The sequence below is a fragment of the Halovivax gelatinilyticus genome, assembly GCF_024300625.1.
GTDB lineage: Archaea > Halobacteriota > Halobacteria > Halobacteriales > Natrialbaceae > Halovivax > Halovivax gelatinilyticus.
In genome coordinates this window covers 3,089,305-3,103,692 of record NZ_CP101322.1, presented here as the reverse complement: position 1 = coordinate 3,103,692, position 14,388 = coordinate 3,089,305, and the positions used below count along the sequence as shown (strand labels likewise).

Here is a 14,388-nt window from a genome sequence, read left to right as displayed (position 1 = left end):
ATTCGGATACAGGGTAATAATATTTGCTGTTCTAAATTATAATCCTGGGTTATCCAGCCGCCATTGATCTGACCCGAAACCTCTTATGAAGCAATGCCCTACGGAGGTGTGATGACCGATACTGTGGATGACGTGGAGCTCCCCTATGAGGACGAGACGTCCCAACAGGAGAAAATACGGGCGCTCGAGGACCGCCTCGAAATCGTCGAGGCGCAAAACGAGGAGATGCGGGACAAACTCCTCGACGCGAACGCTGAGAACAACAAATACCAGCAAAAACTCGAACGGCTCTCACACGAGAACAAGAAACTCAAACAGTCTCCATTGTTCGTCGCGACTGTTCAGGAGATGACCGACGACGGCGTCATCATCAAGCAACACGGAAACAACCAGGAGGCGCTGACCGAGGTCACCGACGAGATGCGCGAGGAGTTAGCTCCAGACGACCGCGTCGCCGTGAACAACTCGCTTTCTATCGTCAAGTCGCTCACGAGCGAAACGGACGTCAGAGCCCGCGTGATGGAAGTAACTGAAAGTCCGGACGTCGGCTACGAGGACATCGGCGGACTCGAAGACCAGCTTCAGGAAGTAAGAGAGACGGTCGAAATGCCCCTCGATCGTCCGGAGATGTTCGAAGACGTCGGGATCGACCCACCGTCCGGCGTCCTCCTCTACGGCCCGCCGGGGACCGGAAAGACGATGCTCGCAAAGGCCGTCGCGAACAAGACCGACGCGACGTTCATCAAGATGGCCGGTTCCGAACTCGTTCACAAGTTCATCGGCGAGGGTGCGAAACTCGTTCGCGACCTCTTCGACGTCGCCCGCGAACACGAGCCCGCCGTTCTGTTCATCGACGAGATCGACGCTATCGCAGCGAAGCGAACCGAGTCGAAGACCTCAGGCGACGCCGAGGTCCAGCGGACGATGATGCAACTGCTCTCCGAGATGGACGGATTCGAAGAACGCGGTGAGATTCGCATCATCGCGGCCACGAATCGATTCGACATGCTCGATCGGGCGATCCTCCGACCCGGCCGGTTCGACCGGCTGATCGAAGTGCCGAAACCCGACGAACAGGGCCGCGAACTCATCTTCGAGATCCACACGCGCAACATGAACGTCGACGACGACGTCGACTTCGCGACGCTCGCGAGCGAGACCGTAGACGCCTCCGGTGCGGACGTCAAGGCGATCTGTACCGAAGCCGGTATGTTCGCCATTCGGGACGACCGAACGACGATCACGACCGAAGATTTCTACGACGCCTGGGAGAAGGTAAACGCCGAATCGGAAGACGTTGGCGACGTCTCGAAAACCTTCGCGTAATCCGGATCGCCGTCATCCACAGCGTTCTATCACGAGTTACTCAGAGGAGCCGTCTGTCCGTAATACGGAGCAATAGCATTCCGGTCGGTTTTTACACGCCGGGTCGGTAGACCTACGAAATGACGAAGATCGTGGTCGTCGACAACCACGGCCAGTTTACGCACTTAGAGCAGCGCGCGCTGCGCGACCTCGGAATCGAGACCGACCTCGTCGACAACGAGACGCCGCCGTCGGCCGTCGATGCGGACGGAATCGTCCTCTCGGGCGGACCGGATATGGAACAGATCGGCGAGAGTCCGGCGTACCTCGAAGCCGACGTCCCGGTTCTCGGCATCTGTCTCGGCATGCAACTCATGGCGACCGAACTTCCCGGCGGTTCAGTCGGAAGCGGCGACTACGGCGGCTACGCGGACGTTTCCGTCGACATCATAGACGAGGACGATCCGCTCGTCGGGTCGCTCGCCCCGAAGACGCGCGTCTGGGCCAGCCACGCCGACGAGGTGACGAGCGTTCCCGACGGGTTCGAACGGACGGCGACCAGCGACGTCTGCGAAATCGAAGCGATGAGCAACCGCGAGAAAGATCTCTACGGCGTCCAGTGGCACCCGGAAGTAGCTCACACCGAACGCGGCGAAGAGGTCCTTCAGAACTTTCTCGAGATCTGTACGTCACCGTAACCACAGTTGACGGCTGGATCCCGTTCGGCGATACTACTTCGAGCGAGACAATGGATGACAGCTGCCGGCGTAGACCGTTACAGCGAGACGAATAGCAGATACGGGACGACAAACAGCAAGACGGTCAACAGCGCGATAATCAAGACGTACCCCAGCCCAGCCCCGATCGCGCTCAGCCAGGACGGATGTCTGAATTGGTCGATATCGACGGCCATACTCGACACTCCGCGGTTAGTCATTTAAACGTACCGGAGACCGAACGTGTATCCAAATTTACGGGTACGTAGCCCGGGAACACGGGAAAAGTTGGGTGGTGCAACCCCGAACTCACTCGTTAGGCGTCGAAGAGATCGTCGACCGCGTCCCGGGCGGCGATCGCCGCCTCGTCTGCGACGTCGTCGGGAGTGACGTCGGTTTCCGGGGCGTTGACGTAGACGTCGACGTCGAGCACGCCCTCCTCGAACGTGACGGTGACGTCCAGATCACGCACAGCGGATTGTTTGTACCGTTCGAACACGAGGGATTCGGCCGCTTCGGCGGCCGCCTCGACCACCGTCACGTCGTCGGGATCGGAGTCGGCGACTTCGTCAGTCGGGCCGCCCCCATTCGCGCCGACGGAGTCGTCGGTCGGCATCTTACGCGCCGCCTGCGCCGGGACCGCCAGGACCGGCCGGGCCACCGACCGCACCGCCGCCCAGTAATCCCTCGAGGTCTTCCTGGAGCGACTCGAACTGCTGTTGGACGCGTTCTTCTTGCTTTTCGAGCGTTTCGAGACGGATTTCGAGCGTCGAGACTTTCTCTTCGAGTTCGGACTCGGCTTCGTCGAACTCCGTCTCGACGTAGAGATCACCGATCTGGCGGAACATCGTCGTATCGGCGTCGATCTCGTCGAGCTCTTCGAGAGCCATCTCGGCCTGCTGGAGCCCCGACTCGGCTTCCTGCTTCTGGACCGCAACGGTCTGTGCCGTCTCCTGAAGCCCCTGCAGCTCTTCGATTTTCTCCTGTGCTTCCGGCGGTAAGTTACCCTGCATACGTGGCGGGACGGTTCCCGGCCTGATAAACCCAAGCTTTGATCGCGAGCGGGATCCGGAACCCGGACACGATCAGGGGGCGGGCCTTCCGACATCGATAGATCGCTCGGCGACGTCGCCGAGCGAGAGCCAGGTGTTGAGCGCGGCTCGAAGCGCCGTTAGATCCTGCGCCGTGATCGTCACGCTCAGCGTCGCTCCGGTGCGATCGAGTGTCGTCTCGGAGCGATCACCGTCTATCTCCCCGAGTTCGCACGCCAGGCTTCGCTCGATGACGGTTGCTCGACGTTCGCTCCGATAGGAAAACGTAATCGTCGTCGTATGGGGGGAAGAAGTCACTCGACGTCGACTTCTTTGACGTCGCGGCTGCGCTCTTTGAGTAACACACGGTGCCCGCAGTACGGACAGCGGACGCCGCCGTACTCGTCGAGCGTGACGTCGCGCTTACAGCGAGAGCACTTGTACGCCATCGGTTACTCTTCAGTCTCGTCTGTATCCTCGTTCAGTGCCGCGCGGATCGAACGGGTGACGGTCTTGCCCGCGGGCGTCTCCGGACGGTAGGCCCCGCCGGCGAACGTTTCGCCCGTCTCTTCGTTCTTCCAGATTCCGGTTCCGATTCGGGTAACGGCGTCGTCGTCGACGGTAGCGTGGTTCATCTCCGCTTCGATCTCCGAGACGCGCCGTCGGGCGACTCTCCCGTATCGGGCGCCGAACCGACCGGCACTCCCGACCGTTCCGCTGGATTTCTTGGCCATAGTGTTCGTCACTATCCCCACGCCACCAATAAACCTGTTGAGTCGTCCCCGCCTCGCGGGCCCGAGTTACCCGCGCCCAGACGACCGTACACTCGACGCAGATGATGGCGAATCCAGCTATCGCACCGAGGGCGATCGGAACGCTCGGCGGAACGCTCGAGACGTCCGTTCTCGCGAACAGACGACCCAGCAGTACGCCACCGCCTGTAGAGACTGCGATCGCAAGTAACACCGCATCTGGACGGTTCACGGAAAGGCCGGCAACGTCCAGCCTGAAAACGCTCATCGATGGAACGATGACGGTCACGGTCTCGAACCGGTTCGCGGACACCGGTCACGTTGTAGGCCGGCCGTTTACGCCTCCTGAAACTCCGCATCGACCAGCGCTTCGTTCAACGCCTCCCGGACGCGTTCACCCGTCTGGGCGTCCCACGCCGTCGTTACGATCCGATTTTCTTGAACGCTCGATCCGTCTCGCAAGAGCATTCGCAGGTTACCCCCGTCGTCCGCCCGCGTAACTTTCGCCCGAAGCCCCGACCGAGATCCCGTCCCGCCGGCGTCGATCGGTCCGGGGATGACTTTCTTTACGTGCGGGTGCGAAGCGATGGTTCGTATCGCGCGCATGCCCGTTCGACTGCCGATGAGCGTCGAGTGACTGCCGCTGATCTTCTCACCGGGAGGTGTTTCGACGATGTCGAGCGCGTCAGCGCCTCGTCGGGAGACGACGTGATCGACCGGGTCGTCGGCGTCAATTCGGTAGAACTGGTAGTGAACGTCTCGACGAACGTCCCGAATAACGGTTCGATCACCCGTCGCGTATACGTTCGAGGGTCGCTTCCGTCGAATCTCGTCGCCAATCCGGCTCGCGAAGTTTCGCCGTTCGATCGTGGCGCGTTCGTCCGCTGTCTCGGGAATCGTCGTCACCGTCGTTTCGCCGACCACGGTATCCTCGTCGACGATCGTTAGCGTCGCTCGGTCGCGCGCCGCCTCTAGCACGACCGCGTCGGCGTTTCGCTCTCGACACACCAGACAGAAGTCACCCGGCTTCTCGAGAGACGAGCCGCAATGACGACACTCCATACCCGAGCATCGACCGGCCGACTCAAAACCACCACGCTTCGGTAGCGACGTCGTACTCGTGGTCACGTCAGAGCCACCTACTCAACGACTGATATCGATTCTAGCGCGAACCGGTCACCCGAGCGTGGTCGGGTCGGACTTCAAAAATTCGCGCAGGACGACGGTCGCGTACGATCCACTCGGGAGCGAAAACGAGAGCGTCAACGGATCGTATTCGATCGACAGATCGGTGCGAACGAGGATGGACCGCCGCGTTCCGGTGGAGTGATACTCGCCGGGGAGCTCGAAGTCGCCCAGGCGGAGACCGATGTCGTCCAGCACCGACCGCTCGATCTCGCCGGGTTCGCCCGCGCCGAGTTCCGTCTGCGTGCCGACGAGCGGTGCGGTGACGAAGGCCCGACCGCGCGCGCAGTGACGGGCGACGGAATCCACGCGGCGGCCGTCGACGCGCTGGAGGCGATCCGTGTCGGGAACCGCGAGATCCATTTCGACGGTTCGATCCGCAAAACAGGCGACGTCGCCCTCGACCGGGCGGTCGAACGGCAGCCCGCGCGACAGCCGTTCGCTCAGAATTCGGTTGAACGCGTAGGATTGGGCCGCGTGAACGAACAGTCGTCTGAGATTCGAGGGAAACCGTTCGAGCGCACGCCTGTACGCCTCCGCGTCGGGCGAGCCGTCGCTCTCTGCGAGGGCGTGGAGGAGCGATCGTTCGTAGCGCAGGTGGCCCGGAAATCGATCGAGCGCCTCGAGCCAATCGCGCGTCTGGGAGACGAATTCGCGGGCCGCCCGGGTCTCCGCCGGTTCCGACTCGTGGGGATTTCCGAGGTACGTCAGCACCGCGCCTTCCCAGTCGCGACGGACGATCGCCAATCCGACCTCGTGTGTGATGGGGCGATAGCTTCCGAACCGTTGCTGGCCGAAATAGTTCGGAACGCCGATCGAGACCGGGCTCCCATCGGTCATCGAGGAGCCAGACTCGTCGGCGCCATCGTCACCTTCCTGATCGTCGAGACCGCCGAACCCGGCGAGATCGGTGACGACGTCGGACGCGGCGTCCGGACGCTGGGGATCGGAGACGACGATCTCGAACTCGTTTCCGAGCAGATCACCGAACTCGAGTGATCGACCGGCACGACCAACGACGTCTATGTCGACCCCAGAAAGCGACGGTAGGTCGCCGGGCGACACGTCGCGGACTGAAAAGAGCTGGGTCGTCACCGCTCGCTTGTCCTTCGTCCCGGCCCACGAAACTCGCTCGCGACTCATCTCCAGGGCGTCCGACAGCCTCGCGGCGAAGTCGTTCGTATCCCAGCCCGAAAGCCTCGCTCGAAAGACCAGGTGCGGGTACGCGGACGGATCGGCGTCGACCGATTCCGTCTCGAAGTTTTCGCGTTCGCGCACGCGAAAGTGAGTATCGCGGTCTCGCAACCGGCCGCCGATCCCGTCGACGTCGCTGACGTAGTACTCCATGCCGACGGCCCGTTCGGTCGGATGTGCAGCGCGCATTGATCTGCATCGGCGTAGGAGTCAGAAGGGGAAAATGCGTTCGTTCTCCGTTCGACAGTCGGCAGTTCTCGACCGGCCGACACAAATTCGATCTCCTCGACCACATCCGACTCCAGGCGGTTACGAGTGCGCCGAGTCGGTACCAACCACGACGGCATCGAGGAGGTCGCGGACGACCGTCATCTCGTCTTCGATCACGCCGTGGCCCATACCCTCGTAGATCCGCGTCTCGACGTCCGCATCCAGTGCCTCTAACGCCGTCGCGGACGCCTCGACCCGGTCGACCGGAATGTGCGGATCCTCGTCGCCGCAACCGAAAAATGCCCGGGTTCCGTTCAGCGATCCCTCGTACTCGAACGTCGTTCCCTCGGGACCGATCAGTCCTCCGCTCAGCGCGACGAGACCGCCGTACTGTGTCGGGTTTCTGGCGACGTACTCGCTCGCGAGACACGCACCCTGTGAGAACCCGAGCAACACGATTCGATCGGTCGAGAGTCCGTCGCGTTCGACCGTCTCTCGGACGCTGTCGAGTTTGCCGAGCGCCGAGTCGAGGTGGGGCTGATTCGCGTCGATCGGCGCCATGAACGACTGGGGATACCAAGTGCCACGATGTGCCTGTGGGGCGACGAACGCCACGTCGTCGCGATCGATCTCTCGAGCGAAGTCGAGCATTCCGGTCGCGCGTGCACCCCGTCCGTGAACGAGTAACACGGCGACGTTCGCGTCCGACGGATCGACCCCGGTCCGCTCGACGGGCATCTCGGCGTGTGGATCCGTCCCCGATTCTGGCGGCGAATCGTCGGTCATACGCACACGACGCGACCCCAGATGAAATTCCTTGCCGTTGACCGGGCGGTCTGAACGACGAAAAGTTTGCCCTCGACCGGGCGATCAGAACAGCGAGAGTTCGCCGGTAACGCGGTCGACGGCGTCGTCGGGCCCCGGACCGACGGCAAGCGTGGTGACCGTGCCTGGATCTAACTGCGTGTGACCGGCGTCGCGGACGATCGACGTCGGCAATCCCTCGCGGTCGGCAATCTCGGCGAGTTCGTGTAATTCCCGCTCGCTCGATCCCTTCAGTACGACTTTCTTCTGACCGCCCGACTTCCACGTCCGCCGGTCTCGCTTCGAGGTCTGTTCGTAAGCCGACAGCGACGCGTGGGCGACCTGCGCGGCGAGTTTTCCCGTCCCCATTCCGATGTCGGTCCGGGCGACGATTGCCTGCTTCATGTCCCCAACTCACCGTCGACCGCAATAGGCGCGACGATCGCCTCCGGCAGATCCGAACCTCCACGGTCGACGCGTGCCGAATCGATCCGGTTCATTTAACAGAGCCCACGCGAGTCACGGCGTATGATACTCTCCGATGTGGACATCGCAGACCGGCTCGACGACGGCGATCTCGTCATCGAGCCACTCGACGACCTCGAGTTGCAAATTCAGCCGGCCAGCGTCGACCTCCGACTCGGAAACGAGTTCCTCGAGTTTCGCCGGACGAACATTCCGTGTATCCACCCGGACGCGGCGCGCGAGGTCGACGAGTACGTCACCGAGACCGTCGTGAGCGAGGACGAAGACTTCATTCTTCACCCCGGCGACTTCGTGCTCGGGACGACCCACGAACGCGTCGAGATTCCGGCAGATCTGATCGCACACGTCGAGGGCCGATCTTCGCTGGGTCGGCTGGCCGTGGTCGTTCACGCGACCGCAGGACTGTGCGATCCGGGCTACCGGGGCCAGATCACCCTGGAACTCTCGAACCTGGGAACGGCGCCGGTCGCGTTGACGCCAGGGATGCGCGTCTCGCAACTCACGTTTACCGAACTAAGCTCGCCGGCAGACCGACCGTACGGCTCGGAGCGAGGCTCGAAGTATCAGGATCAATCTGGGCCCCAGGCATCGAAAATCGGCGGTGATCACGAATTCGGTGGAGACCAACTCGGGGACGGATGATCCGGATCGAACGCACGCCGGTCACAGTGATCGAACGCGCACGGCGGTTGTGTGGGTCCCAGCGACGCACCCGCAGAATTAACCGCACGGGCCGCGTACGCGAGGATAGTCGATGAAGTTCGTCGAAGAGATCGTCGTCGAAGAATTCCTCCCGACGGTCAGATCGTTGTTGGCGGCCGAACTCAGACAGCAAGGGCTCACCCAACGTGAAGTCGCTTCGGTGCTCGGGATAAGCCAGAGCGCCGTTTCGAAGTACGCACACGGAGAGGTGAAGATAAACGATGAAATCGCAAACGATGAGCGGGTGGATCGCGTCGTCGGAACCCTGGCGACCGGACTGGCCGAGGGGGAACTGACGTCGGTCCAGGCGCTGGTCGAACTCGAAGTGCTCATCAGGGAACTCGAATCGGGCGGCGACCTGCTCGCTCGACTGCACGAGTCCGCGGAGCCGGCGCTGTCGACCTACCCCTCGTTTCGCGTCCACGCTCCCGATAGCGAACTCCGAACGAACGAGCGCGTCCGGTCGTCGCTCCGACGAGGCCTGCAGATCATCGAGAACACGAGCGGCTTCGCCTCGTTAATTCCGGCGGTCGGGTCGAACCTGGTGGCGTGTGTCCCCGACGCACGGACGATCGACGATGTCGCAGGAGTTCCGGGGCGGATCGTCGACGTGACGGGACAGGCCACAATCCCGGCCGAGCCGGAATTTGGCGTCTCAGAGCACGTTGCCTCGATCCTGCTCGCCGCCCGCGAGGGCGGTAGCGATGCCGCCGCCGCGGCGAACATCCGATACGATCCGGCGCTGCTCTCCGCGCTTTCGGCGGAGGGCCACGAGCTGGTCGAGTTCGACGAGACCGGCGACATCGAGGCGAACGCTGGCGAGGCGATCGCTGAAAACCCCGACGCAACGGTCCTCTACCAGACCGGTGGGGAAGGAATCGAGCCGATCACGTACGTTCTCGGCGCGGATCCCGAATCGGTCGCCGTGACACTCAGGTCGCTCGCCTCGACGGTTCATCACTGACCGAGACAGAATCCCGTCCAACCACCGATGCACGCGAACCAACCAGACGAGCGATCCCCGACGTCCGCCCAATCGTTCTACGGCCGATGGGCGCGCCTGTACGACGTTATCGCAACCGGAACGCCCGGCATTCGGAGTCTCCGCCGTCGCGTCGCCGAAGCGTGCGACCTACGTTCGGGTGACACGGTCGTCGAATTCGGTTGCGGAACAGGCGCGAACCTTCCGTACCTCCGCGAAGTCGTCGGCGAATCGGGCACGGTGGTGGGTATCGACGTTACGAGGGAGGTACTCGACCGTGCCTACCACCGCATCGAACGGGCGGAAAATGTCCACCTGATCCGGGCCGACGCCACAAATCCGCCGATTTCGGTCGACTCGGACGTCGACGCAATCGTCTCGACGTTCGTCGTCGGTATGTTCGACGATCCGGCAGCCGTCGTGGACGAGTGGTGTGACCTCGTCGGTCCCGGCGGTCGGATCGTTCTGGCCAACGCCGCCCGCACGCACGGACCAGCCGCAGCGCTGGTCAATTCGGCCTTCGGGGCGGTGGTCAGGCTGTCGACGCCACCCACCCGAAAGCTCCGCTACGAAGACGATATCACGGGGCGACTCGACCGGCGTATTTCGACGGCCCACGGACGGCTGCGAGCGAGGGCTACTGCGACCTACGAGCACCGTTCCCATCTCGGACTCATCAGGCTCACCGGTGGCGTAGTCGACGGGTGAGATCGATCGCGACCGATCGGACGGGAGACGCGTTGGCCGGTTGGGCGGGGCCGGCGAAAATAACGGCGTTTAAGTCGTGGCTGGCGTAAGCGTGAGACATGCAGGATCGAACCTACACGGCCGATGCCGAACCGGGCGAGACGGTCACCGTCGCCGGTTGGGTACACGAGGTGCGAGACCTCGGAGGAATCGCCTTTCTCATCCTCCGCGATACGACCGGGCGCATCCAGGTGAAATTCGAGAAGGACGAGATGGACGACGACCTCGTCGAAACGGGTCTCGGCGTGACCCGAGAGAGCGTCGTTTCGGTCACCGGCGCCGTCGACGAGGAACCGCGCGCGCCGACGGGGGTCGAAATCGTCCCCGATAGCGTCGACGTGATTTCGGCGGCCGACCCGGAACTTCCGCTCGATCCCTCCGGGAAGGTCGACGCCGAACTCTCGACGCGTCTGGACAACCGGACGCTCGATCTCAGGAAGTCGGAAGTGCAGGCGATCTTCTCGATTCGAGCGACGATTCTCGAAGCCGCTCGCGAACGCTTCCGCGAACTACGGTGTACGGAGATCACGACGCCGAAGATCGTTGCGACCGGCACCGAAGGCGGAACGGAGTTGTTCCCCATCACGTACTTCGGCCAGGAGGCGTTCATGAACCAGTCCCCACAGTTGTTCAAGCAACTGATCGCCGGTTCGAACGTCGAGCGCGTGTTCGAGATCGGTCCGATCTTCCGCGCCGAAGAACACAACACGCCGCGACACCTGAACGAAGCCACCTCGATCGACTTCGAGGGTGCGTTCTGCGATCACCACGACGCGATGGACGTCGCCGAAGCGGTCGTGACAGCCGCCTACGAGGCCGTCGCAGAGAACTGTCGAGACGAACTCGAGACGCTCGATCTCGCAGACGACTTCGAGGTTCCCGAGGGCGACTTTCCGCGGCTCTCCTACGAGGAAGCGATCGAGCGAATCAACGCGACGGGTGAACTCGACGACCAGCTCGTCTGGGGAGACGACCTTCCGACGGAAGGCGAGAAGGCGCTCGGCGATGACGTCGGCGGTCACTACTTCATCACCGACTGGCCCAGCGAAATCAAGCCGTTTTACATCAAAGATCACGACGATGACGAACAGCTCTCGACCGGGTTCGATCTGATGGCCCCGCGCATGGAACTCGTCTCTGGCGGGCAGCGCGAACACCGCTACGAGCACCTCGTCGCCGGCTTCGAACAGCAGGGACTCGACCCCGATCAGTTCGAGTACTACACGAAGATGTTCCGCTACGGCATGCCGCCACACGCCGGTTTCGGTCTCGGCGGCGAACGGCTCGTGATGACCATCCTCGATCTACCGAACATTCGAGAAGCGGTTCTCTTCCCGCGCGACCGACAACGTCTGAGCCCGTAAGGGCGTAGATGTCGATGGCAAGCCAGGTTCGAACGGAGAGTGTATTGCGAGATCTCCAGCGAATGAGCCCGTAGGACAAGCTCTCCGGGAGCCAGCGAGTCGAACGAAGTGAGTCTCGCAGGATCGCCAGCGATTGTCGCCGTAGGCGGCGAACTCGGAACCGGCGAGCGCGGTCATTGAATTCTAACTGCGGCTCGAATGGGGGCGTGATCTTTCGCCAAACGCGCCCCAAGTAGACCGTCTACGTCGCGATTCTGAGACCGTCCACGAACGAACGATCACCCGCAGAACGGTTCGGGTTCACACCAGCGCCTCAAACAGAACTGTGCCTACCTGCCGAACCGACACCTCAGGCCGTTCGTCTCGCGATTGCCGACCGAACAGCCACGGTAACCGTTCGCGTTTTTGACGTTCGAACGGTCTACGACGCAGGGGTGCTGAGAAAAGAGACTCGGTCGGTTTCGACTCAGTCGTCCGACACCGTGGTCGGCTGGACCTGTGGGTTACCACCCGTTTCGAACTCGTCGAGACGCTCCTGGAGTGAACCGGAGCGACTGGCGAGGTCGCTCGCACTGTCGGTGACCTCCGAAAGGGCCGTCGTCTGTTCTTCAGCGGCCGCGGCGGCGGAACTGGCCTCTTCGCTCACCTGCTGGCTCAGCGATTCGGCTTCGTCGACCAATTCGACGACGTTCTCGATGGACGCGGCCTGCTCTTCGCTCGCGGCGCTTATCTCCTGGGTGCCGTCGTGCGTCTGGGTGGCGTAGGTCGCGATTTCGTCGAGCGCGTCGATCGCCTCGGCAACGGCGTCTGCGTTCCGAGAGACCTCCTTTCGCGTATCCCGTACTTCGTCTGCGGTTCGGTCGGTTTGATCGCCGATCTCGTCGACGAGTTCGTCGATCTCGGCGGCGGAGTCCTGGACGTCGGTCGCGAGTTCTTTGACCTCCTCGGCGACCGCGGAAAAGCCTTCGTCGGCTTCGCCGCTTCGAGACGCTTCGATGTTCGCGTTGAGCGCGAGCATGTTAGTCTGCTTTGCCACCTGCTGGATCGAGTCAGTGATCTCTTCGATCTCGATGATCTTCGACTGGAGTCGTTCGATCTCAGTCACCGCCGCATCGGCGTCCTCGTCGACCGCGTTCATCGCCGTCACAGCATCGCTCGCCGCTTCTTTGCCCGTCTCTCCGGCAGTCGCTGTCCGTTCAGCAATACCGGCCACCTCGTTCGACAACGAGGCGATCTCTTCGGTGGTTGCTGAGAGGTCTTCCATCCGATCGACGACAGTCCGGTACGTCTCGTGTTGCTTATCGGTCTGCGTCGAGATTTCCTGGACGGATTCGGTCACCCGACCGCTCGCCGTTTGAACTTCCTCGCTGCTCGCGGTGACCTCCTCGCTGTGGGTTGCGACCTCCTCTGCGAATCGCTTCAGTTCGTCGACCGTGGTTTCTATGTCGTCGACCATCTGATTGTACTCCGACGCGATCGCTTCCATCGACTCGTTCTCGCTGGTTGCATCCATGCGCGCCGTGAGATCGCCGTCACCGGCGCTGACCATGACCTCACGGAAGTCCTCGGCTTTGGCCTCGAGATGGGTGGCAAGTCTGGCGAGTTCCTCGCCGCGGTCTTCCGCGCGGTCTCGTGCGGCCTCAGTTTCCTCGATCGATTCGCGAAGCGAGAGGCGCATGTTGTCGAACGCCCGGTACAACTGTCCGATTTCGTCCTTCCGGGACGATTCGATCGACGTCTCCAGGTTACCGTCCTCGACTTCGCGGGCGCTGCCGGCGAGATCTTTCAGTGACCGACTCGTGTTCCTTCCGACGACGACGCCAATCAGGCCCAACCCGAGGAACGAAACCAGGACCAGTCCGATCACTGACTGCGTGATGTCGGATTGTAAGGCGAACGCGTCCGAGCGGGGTTCGTGACTCATCACGACCCAGTCGGCCCCGTCGACGTGGGCGTACCCCATTGACATCGTCCCATCGTGATCGATATCGACCATCACGTCCATTAGGGCTTCGTGCGTACTGCCGGGTGCGTAGATGGTATGGCCCCCGTGTCCTTCCATTTCGTGGATCTCACCGCCGAGACCGAGAATGACCGAGACTTCGATGGCGTCCTGTTGAGCGTCGTAACCCACGTGATCGTCGTGATCCATCGCATCCATGTCGATTTCTTTGTACCCCGATTGCTGTGGGAACTCGATATCCATGTGGTGATGATCGATCAATCCGATCGCGTCCGTATTGTGGCTCATCACGACGATTCCGGTATCGGTTATGACGTGAATGCCAGATTGCTCGGAGGCCGTCGGGTGCTCTAAGCGCTCCGATAACGCGACCATGTCGATCAACAGCACGACACGTGTATCCGCGTCGACGTCCATCGTAATCGCGCCAACGGTCGTCCCCACGTGGTCGTCACGGTACGGGCCGATCATCTGCGGTCCGGACGGATCGTAGGCCAGCGTCGACCAGGGGAGAGCGCTCGCGTCGCTACCCTCGGCCCCGGTCGTCGTCACGTCGATCGTCTGCTGTTCGGTATCGACGAGGTGAATACCGGCGACGGACTCGTCCATCGAGGCGAGTTGAGCGTCGAAGAAGTCACCGATCGTCTCGGTATCGCCGCTCTGGACGGCACTGCTCTGAGCGATCAACCCGGCCTGGCGTTGATTCGCCGCGAGGCCTTCTTCGATCGTTTCTGCCTGCAAGACGGCAGATTGTTCGAATTTCTGTTCGATGTCGTCTTCGAGTGCCGCGTCGGTCTGGGCGTAAATCAACCCCCCGAATCCCCCAACAACGACGGCGACGATCAGTAGTAACAGTACGAGTTTGACGGTAAACCGGCTCCGGAGGCCGGTTATCGGTTGAATAGATAGCGCACCCATACGAGGTCAGTATCGTATTACAGTCCAGG

17 protein-coding genes are annotated in these 14,388 nt (G+C 62.2%); 6 read left to right on the top strand and 11 right to left on the bottom strand.

Going from position 1 to position 14,388, the window contains the following annotated elements; translation table 11 throughout:
- Positions 1–111 precede the first annotated feature (111 nt).
- Positions 112–1,326, top strand: a complete 1,215-nt coding sequence (gene pan1 / locus NKH31_RS14770; RefSeq protein ID WP_254862556.1) for a proteasome-activating nucleotidase Pan1 — start codon at positions 112–114, stop codon at positions 1,324–1,326.
- Positions 1,327–1,445: 119 nt separating this feature from the next.
- On the top strand, positions 1,446–2,003 hold the full coding sequence (locus NKH31_RS14765; RefSeq protein ID WP_254862555.1) for a GMP synthase subunit A: 558 nt from the start codon (positions 1,446–1,448) through the stop codon (positions 2,001–2,003).
- 77 nt (positions 2,004–2,080) lie between these two features.
- Here the strand turns inward: NKH31_RS14765 and NKH31_RS14760 are convergent, their stop codons facing one another.
- The 10 genes from NKH31_RS14760 to pth2 form a co-directional block, all read right to left on the bottom strand.
- A complete protein-coding gene (locus NKH31_RS14760) occupies positions 2,081–2,218 on the bottom strand; it encodes a hypothetical protein (RefSeq protein ID WP_254862554.1) in 138 nt (45 codons plus the stop codon).
- A 119-nt stretch (positions 2,219–2,337) separates the two neighbouring features.
- Positions 2,338–2,637 carry a DUF3194 domain-containing protein gene (locus NKH31_RS14755; RefSeq protein ID WP_254862553.1) on the bottom strand — a complete coding sequence of 100 codons (300 nt, stop codon included), beginning with the start codon at positions 2,635–2,637 and terminating at the stop codon, positions 2,338–2,340.
- Position 2,638: 1 nt separating this feature from the next.
- On the bottom strand, positions 2,639–3,034 hold the full coding sequence (locus NKH31_RS14750; RefSeq protein ID WP_254862552.1) for a prefoldin subunit beta: 396 nt from the start codon (positions 3,032–3,034) through the stop codon (positions 2,639–2,641).
- Between the two features lie 72 nt (positions 3,035–3,106).
- Complete coding sequence (locus NKH31_RS14745; RefSeq protein WP_254862551.1) at positions 3,107–3,370, bottom strand: KEOPS complex subunit Pcc1; 264 nt, start codon at positions 3,368–3,370, stop codon at positions 3,107–3,109.
- Entirely contained in the window at positions 3,367–3,501 is a 135-nt protein-coding gene (locus NKH31_RS14740) for a DNA-directed RNA polymerase subunit P (protein WP_247728345.1), read from the bottom strand. The genes NKH31_RS14745 and NKH31_RS14740 overlap by 4 nt, the downstream gene beginning before the upstream one ends.
- 3 nt (positions 3,502–3,504) lie before the next feature.
- Entirely contained in the window at positions 3,505–3,786 is a 282-nt protein-coding gene (locus tag NKH31_RS14735) for a 50S ribosomal protein L37ae (RefSeq protein WP_254862550.1), read from the bottom strand.
- Positions 3,787–4,140: 354 nt separating this feature from the next.
- Positions 4,141–4,866, bottom strand: coding sequence for a DUF2103 domain-containing protein (locus tag NKH31_RS14730; protein WP_254862549.1), 726 nt, complete (start codon positions 4,864–4,866; stop codon positions 4,141–4,143).
- Positions 4,867–4,980: 114 nt separating this feature from the next.
- A complete protein-coding gene (truD, locus tag NKH31_RS14725) occupies positions 4,981–6,372 on the bottom strand; it encodes a tRNA pseudouridine(13) synthase TruD (RefSeq protein ID WP_254862548.1) in 1,392 nt (463 codons plus the stop codon).
- A 120-nt stretch (positions 6,373–6,492) separates the two neighbouring features.
- Positions 6,493–7,179 carry an alpha/beta hydrolase gene (locus NKH31_RS14720; RefSeq protein WP_254862547.1) on the bottom strand — a complete coding sequence of 229 codons (687 nt, stop codon included), beginning with the start codon at positions 7,177–7,179 and terminating at the stop codon, positions 6,493–6,495.
- Positions 7,180–7,263: 84 nt separating this feature from the next.
- Positions 7,264–7,602 carry a peptidyl-tRNA hydrolase Pth2 gene (gene pth2 / locus NKH31_RS14715; RefSeq protein WP_254862546.1) on the bottom strand — a complete coding sequence of 113 codons (339 nt, stop codon included), beginning with the start codon at positions 7,600–7,602 and terminating at the stop codon, positions 7,264–7,266.
- Positions 7,603–7,725: 123 nt separating this feature from the next.
- Here pth2 and dcd point away from each other — a divergent pair, with 123 nt between their 5' ends.
- The 4 genes from dcd to aspS all read left to right on the top strand — a co-directional run bounded on the left by dcd (position 7,726) and on the right by aspS (position 11,478).
- Positions 7,726–8,325, top strand: a complete 600-nt coding sequence (gene dcd / locus NKH31_RS14710) for a dCTP deaminase (RefSeq protein ID WP_254862545.1) — start codon at positions 7,726–7,728, stop codon at positions 8,323–8,325.
- A 112-nt stretch (positions 8,326–8,437) separates the two neighbouring features.
- Positions 8,438–9,349 carry a thiamine-phosphate synthase family protein gene (locus tag NKH31_RS14705; RefSeq protein WP_254862544.1) on the top strand — a complete coding sequence of 304 codons (912 nt, stop codon included), beginning with the start codon at positions 8,438–8,440 and terminating at the stop codon, positions 9,347–9,349.
- A gap of 27 nt (positions 9,350–9,376) precedes the next feature.
- A complete protein-coding gene (locus NKH31_RS14700; protein ID WP_254862543.1) occupies positions 9,377–10,075 on the top strand; it encodes a class I SAM-dependent methyltransferase in 699 nt (232 codons plus the stop codon).
- Between the two features lie 98 nt (positions 10,076–10,173).
- Positions 10,174–11,478 carry an aspartate--tRNA(Asn) ligase gene (gene aspS, locus NKH31_RS14695; protein ID WP_254862542.1) on the top strand — a complete coding sequence of 435 codons (1,305 nt, stop codon included), beginning with the start codon at positions 10,174–10,176 and terminating at the stop codon, positions 11,476–11,478.
- Between the two features lie 466 nt (positions 11,479–11,944).
- Here the strand turns inward: aspS and NKH31_RS14690 are convergent, their stop codons facing one another.
- A complete protein-coding gene (locus NKH31_RS14690; protein WP_254862541.1) occupies positions 11,945–14,359 on the bottom strand; it encodes a methyl-accepting chemotaxis protein in 2,415 nt (804 codons plus the stop codon).
- Positions 14,360–14,388: the final 29 nt, after the last annotated feature.

Coding starts and splice junctions, on each gene's coding strand:
- pth2 (WP_254862546.1), bottom strand. CDS start 7,602: ATGAAGCAGGCAATCGTCGCCCGGACCGACATCGGAATGGGGACGGGA.
- dcd (WP_254862545.1), top strand. CDS start 7,726: ATGATACTCTCCGATGTGGACATCGCAGACCGGCTCGACGACGGCGAT.
- NKH31_RS14740 (WP_247728345.1), bottom strand. CDS start 3,501: ATGGCGTACAAGTGCTCTCGCTGTAAGCGCGACGTCACGCTCGACGAG.
- NKH31_RS14720 (WP_254862547.1), bottom strand. CDS start 7,179: ATGACCGACGATTCGCCGCCAGAATCGGGGACGGATCCACACGCCGAG.
- NKH31_RS14755 (WP_254862553.1), bottom strand. CDS start 2,637: ATGCCGACCGACGACTCCGTCGGCGCGAATGGGGGCGGCCCGACTGAC.
- NKH31_RS14750 (WP_254862552.1), bottom strand. CDS start 3,034: ATGCAGGGTAACTTACCGCCGGAAGCACAGGAGAAAATCGAAGAGCTG.
- pan1 (WP_254862556.1), top strand. CDS start 112: ATGACCGATACTGTGGATGACGTGGAGCTCCCCTATGAGGACGAGACG.
- aspS (WP_254862542.1), top strand. CDS start 10,174: ATGCAGGATCGAACCTACACGGCCGATGCCGAACCGGGCGAGACGGTC.
- truD (WP_254862548.1), bottom strand. CDS start 6,372: ATGCGCGCTGCACATCCGACCGAACGGGCCGTCGGCATGGAGTACTAC.
- NKH31_RS14735 (WP_254862550.1), bottom strand. CDS start 3,786: ATGGCCAAGAAATCCAGCGGAACGGTCGGGAGTGCCGGTCGGTTCGGC.
- NKH31_RS14760 (WP_254862554.1), bottom strand. CDS start 2,218: ATGGCCGTCGATATCGACCAATTCAGACATCCGTCCTGGCTGAGCGCG.
- NKH31_RS14705 (WP_254862544.1), top strand. CDS start 8,438: ATGAAGTTCGTCGAAGAGATCGTCGTCGAAGAATTCCTCCCGACGGTC.
- NKH31_RS14730 (WP_254862549.1), bottom strand. CDS start 4,866: ATGGAGTGTCGTCATTGCGGCTCGTCTCTCGAGAAGCCGGGTGACTTC.
- NKH31_RS14690 (WP_254862541.1), bottom strand. CDS start 14,359: ATGGGTGCGCTATCTATTCAACCGATAACCGGCCTCCGGAGCCGGTTT.
- NKH31_RS14700 (WP_254862543.1), top strand. CDS start 9,377: ATGCACGCGAACCAACCAGACGAGCGATCCCCGACGTCCGCCCAATCG.
- NKH31_RS14765 (WP_254862555.1), top strand. CDS start 1,446: ATGACGAAGATCGTGGTCGTCGACAACCACGGCCAGTTTACGCACTTA.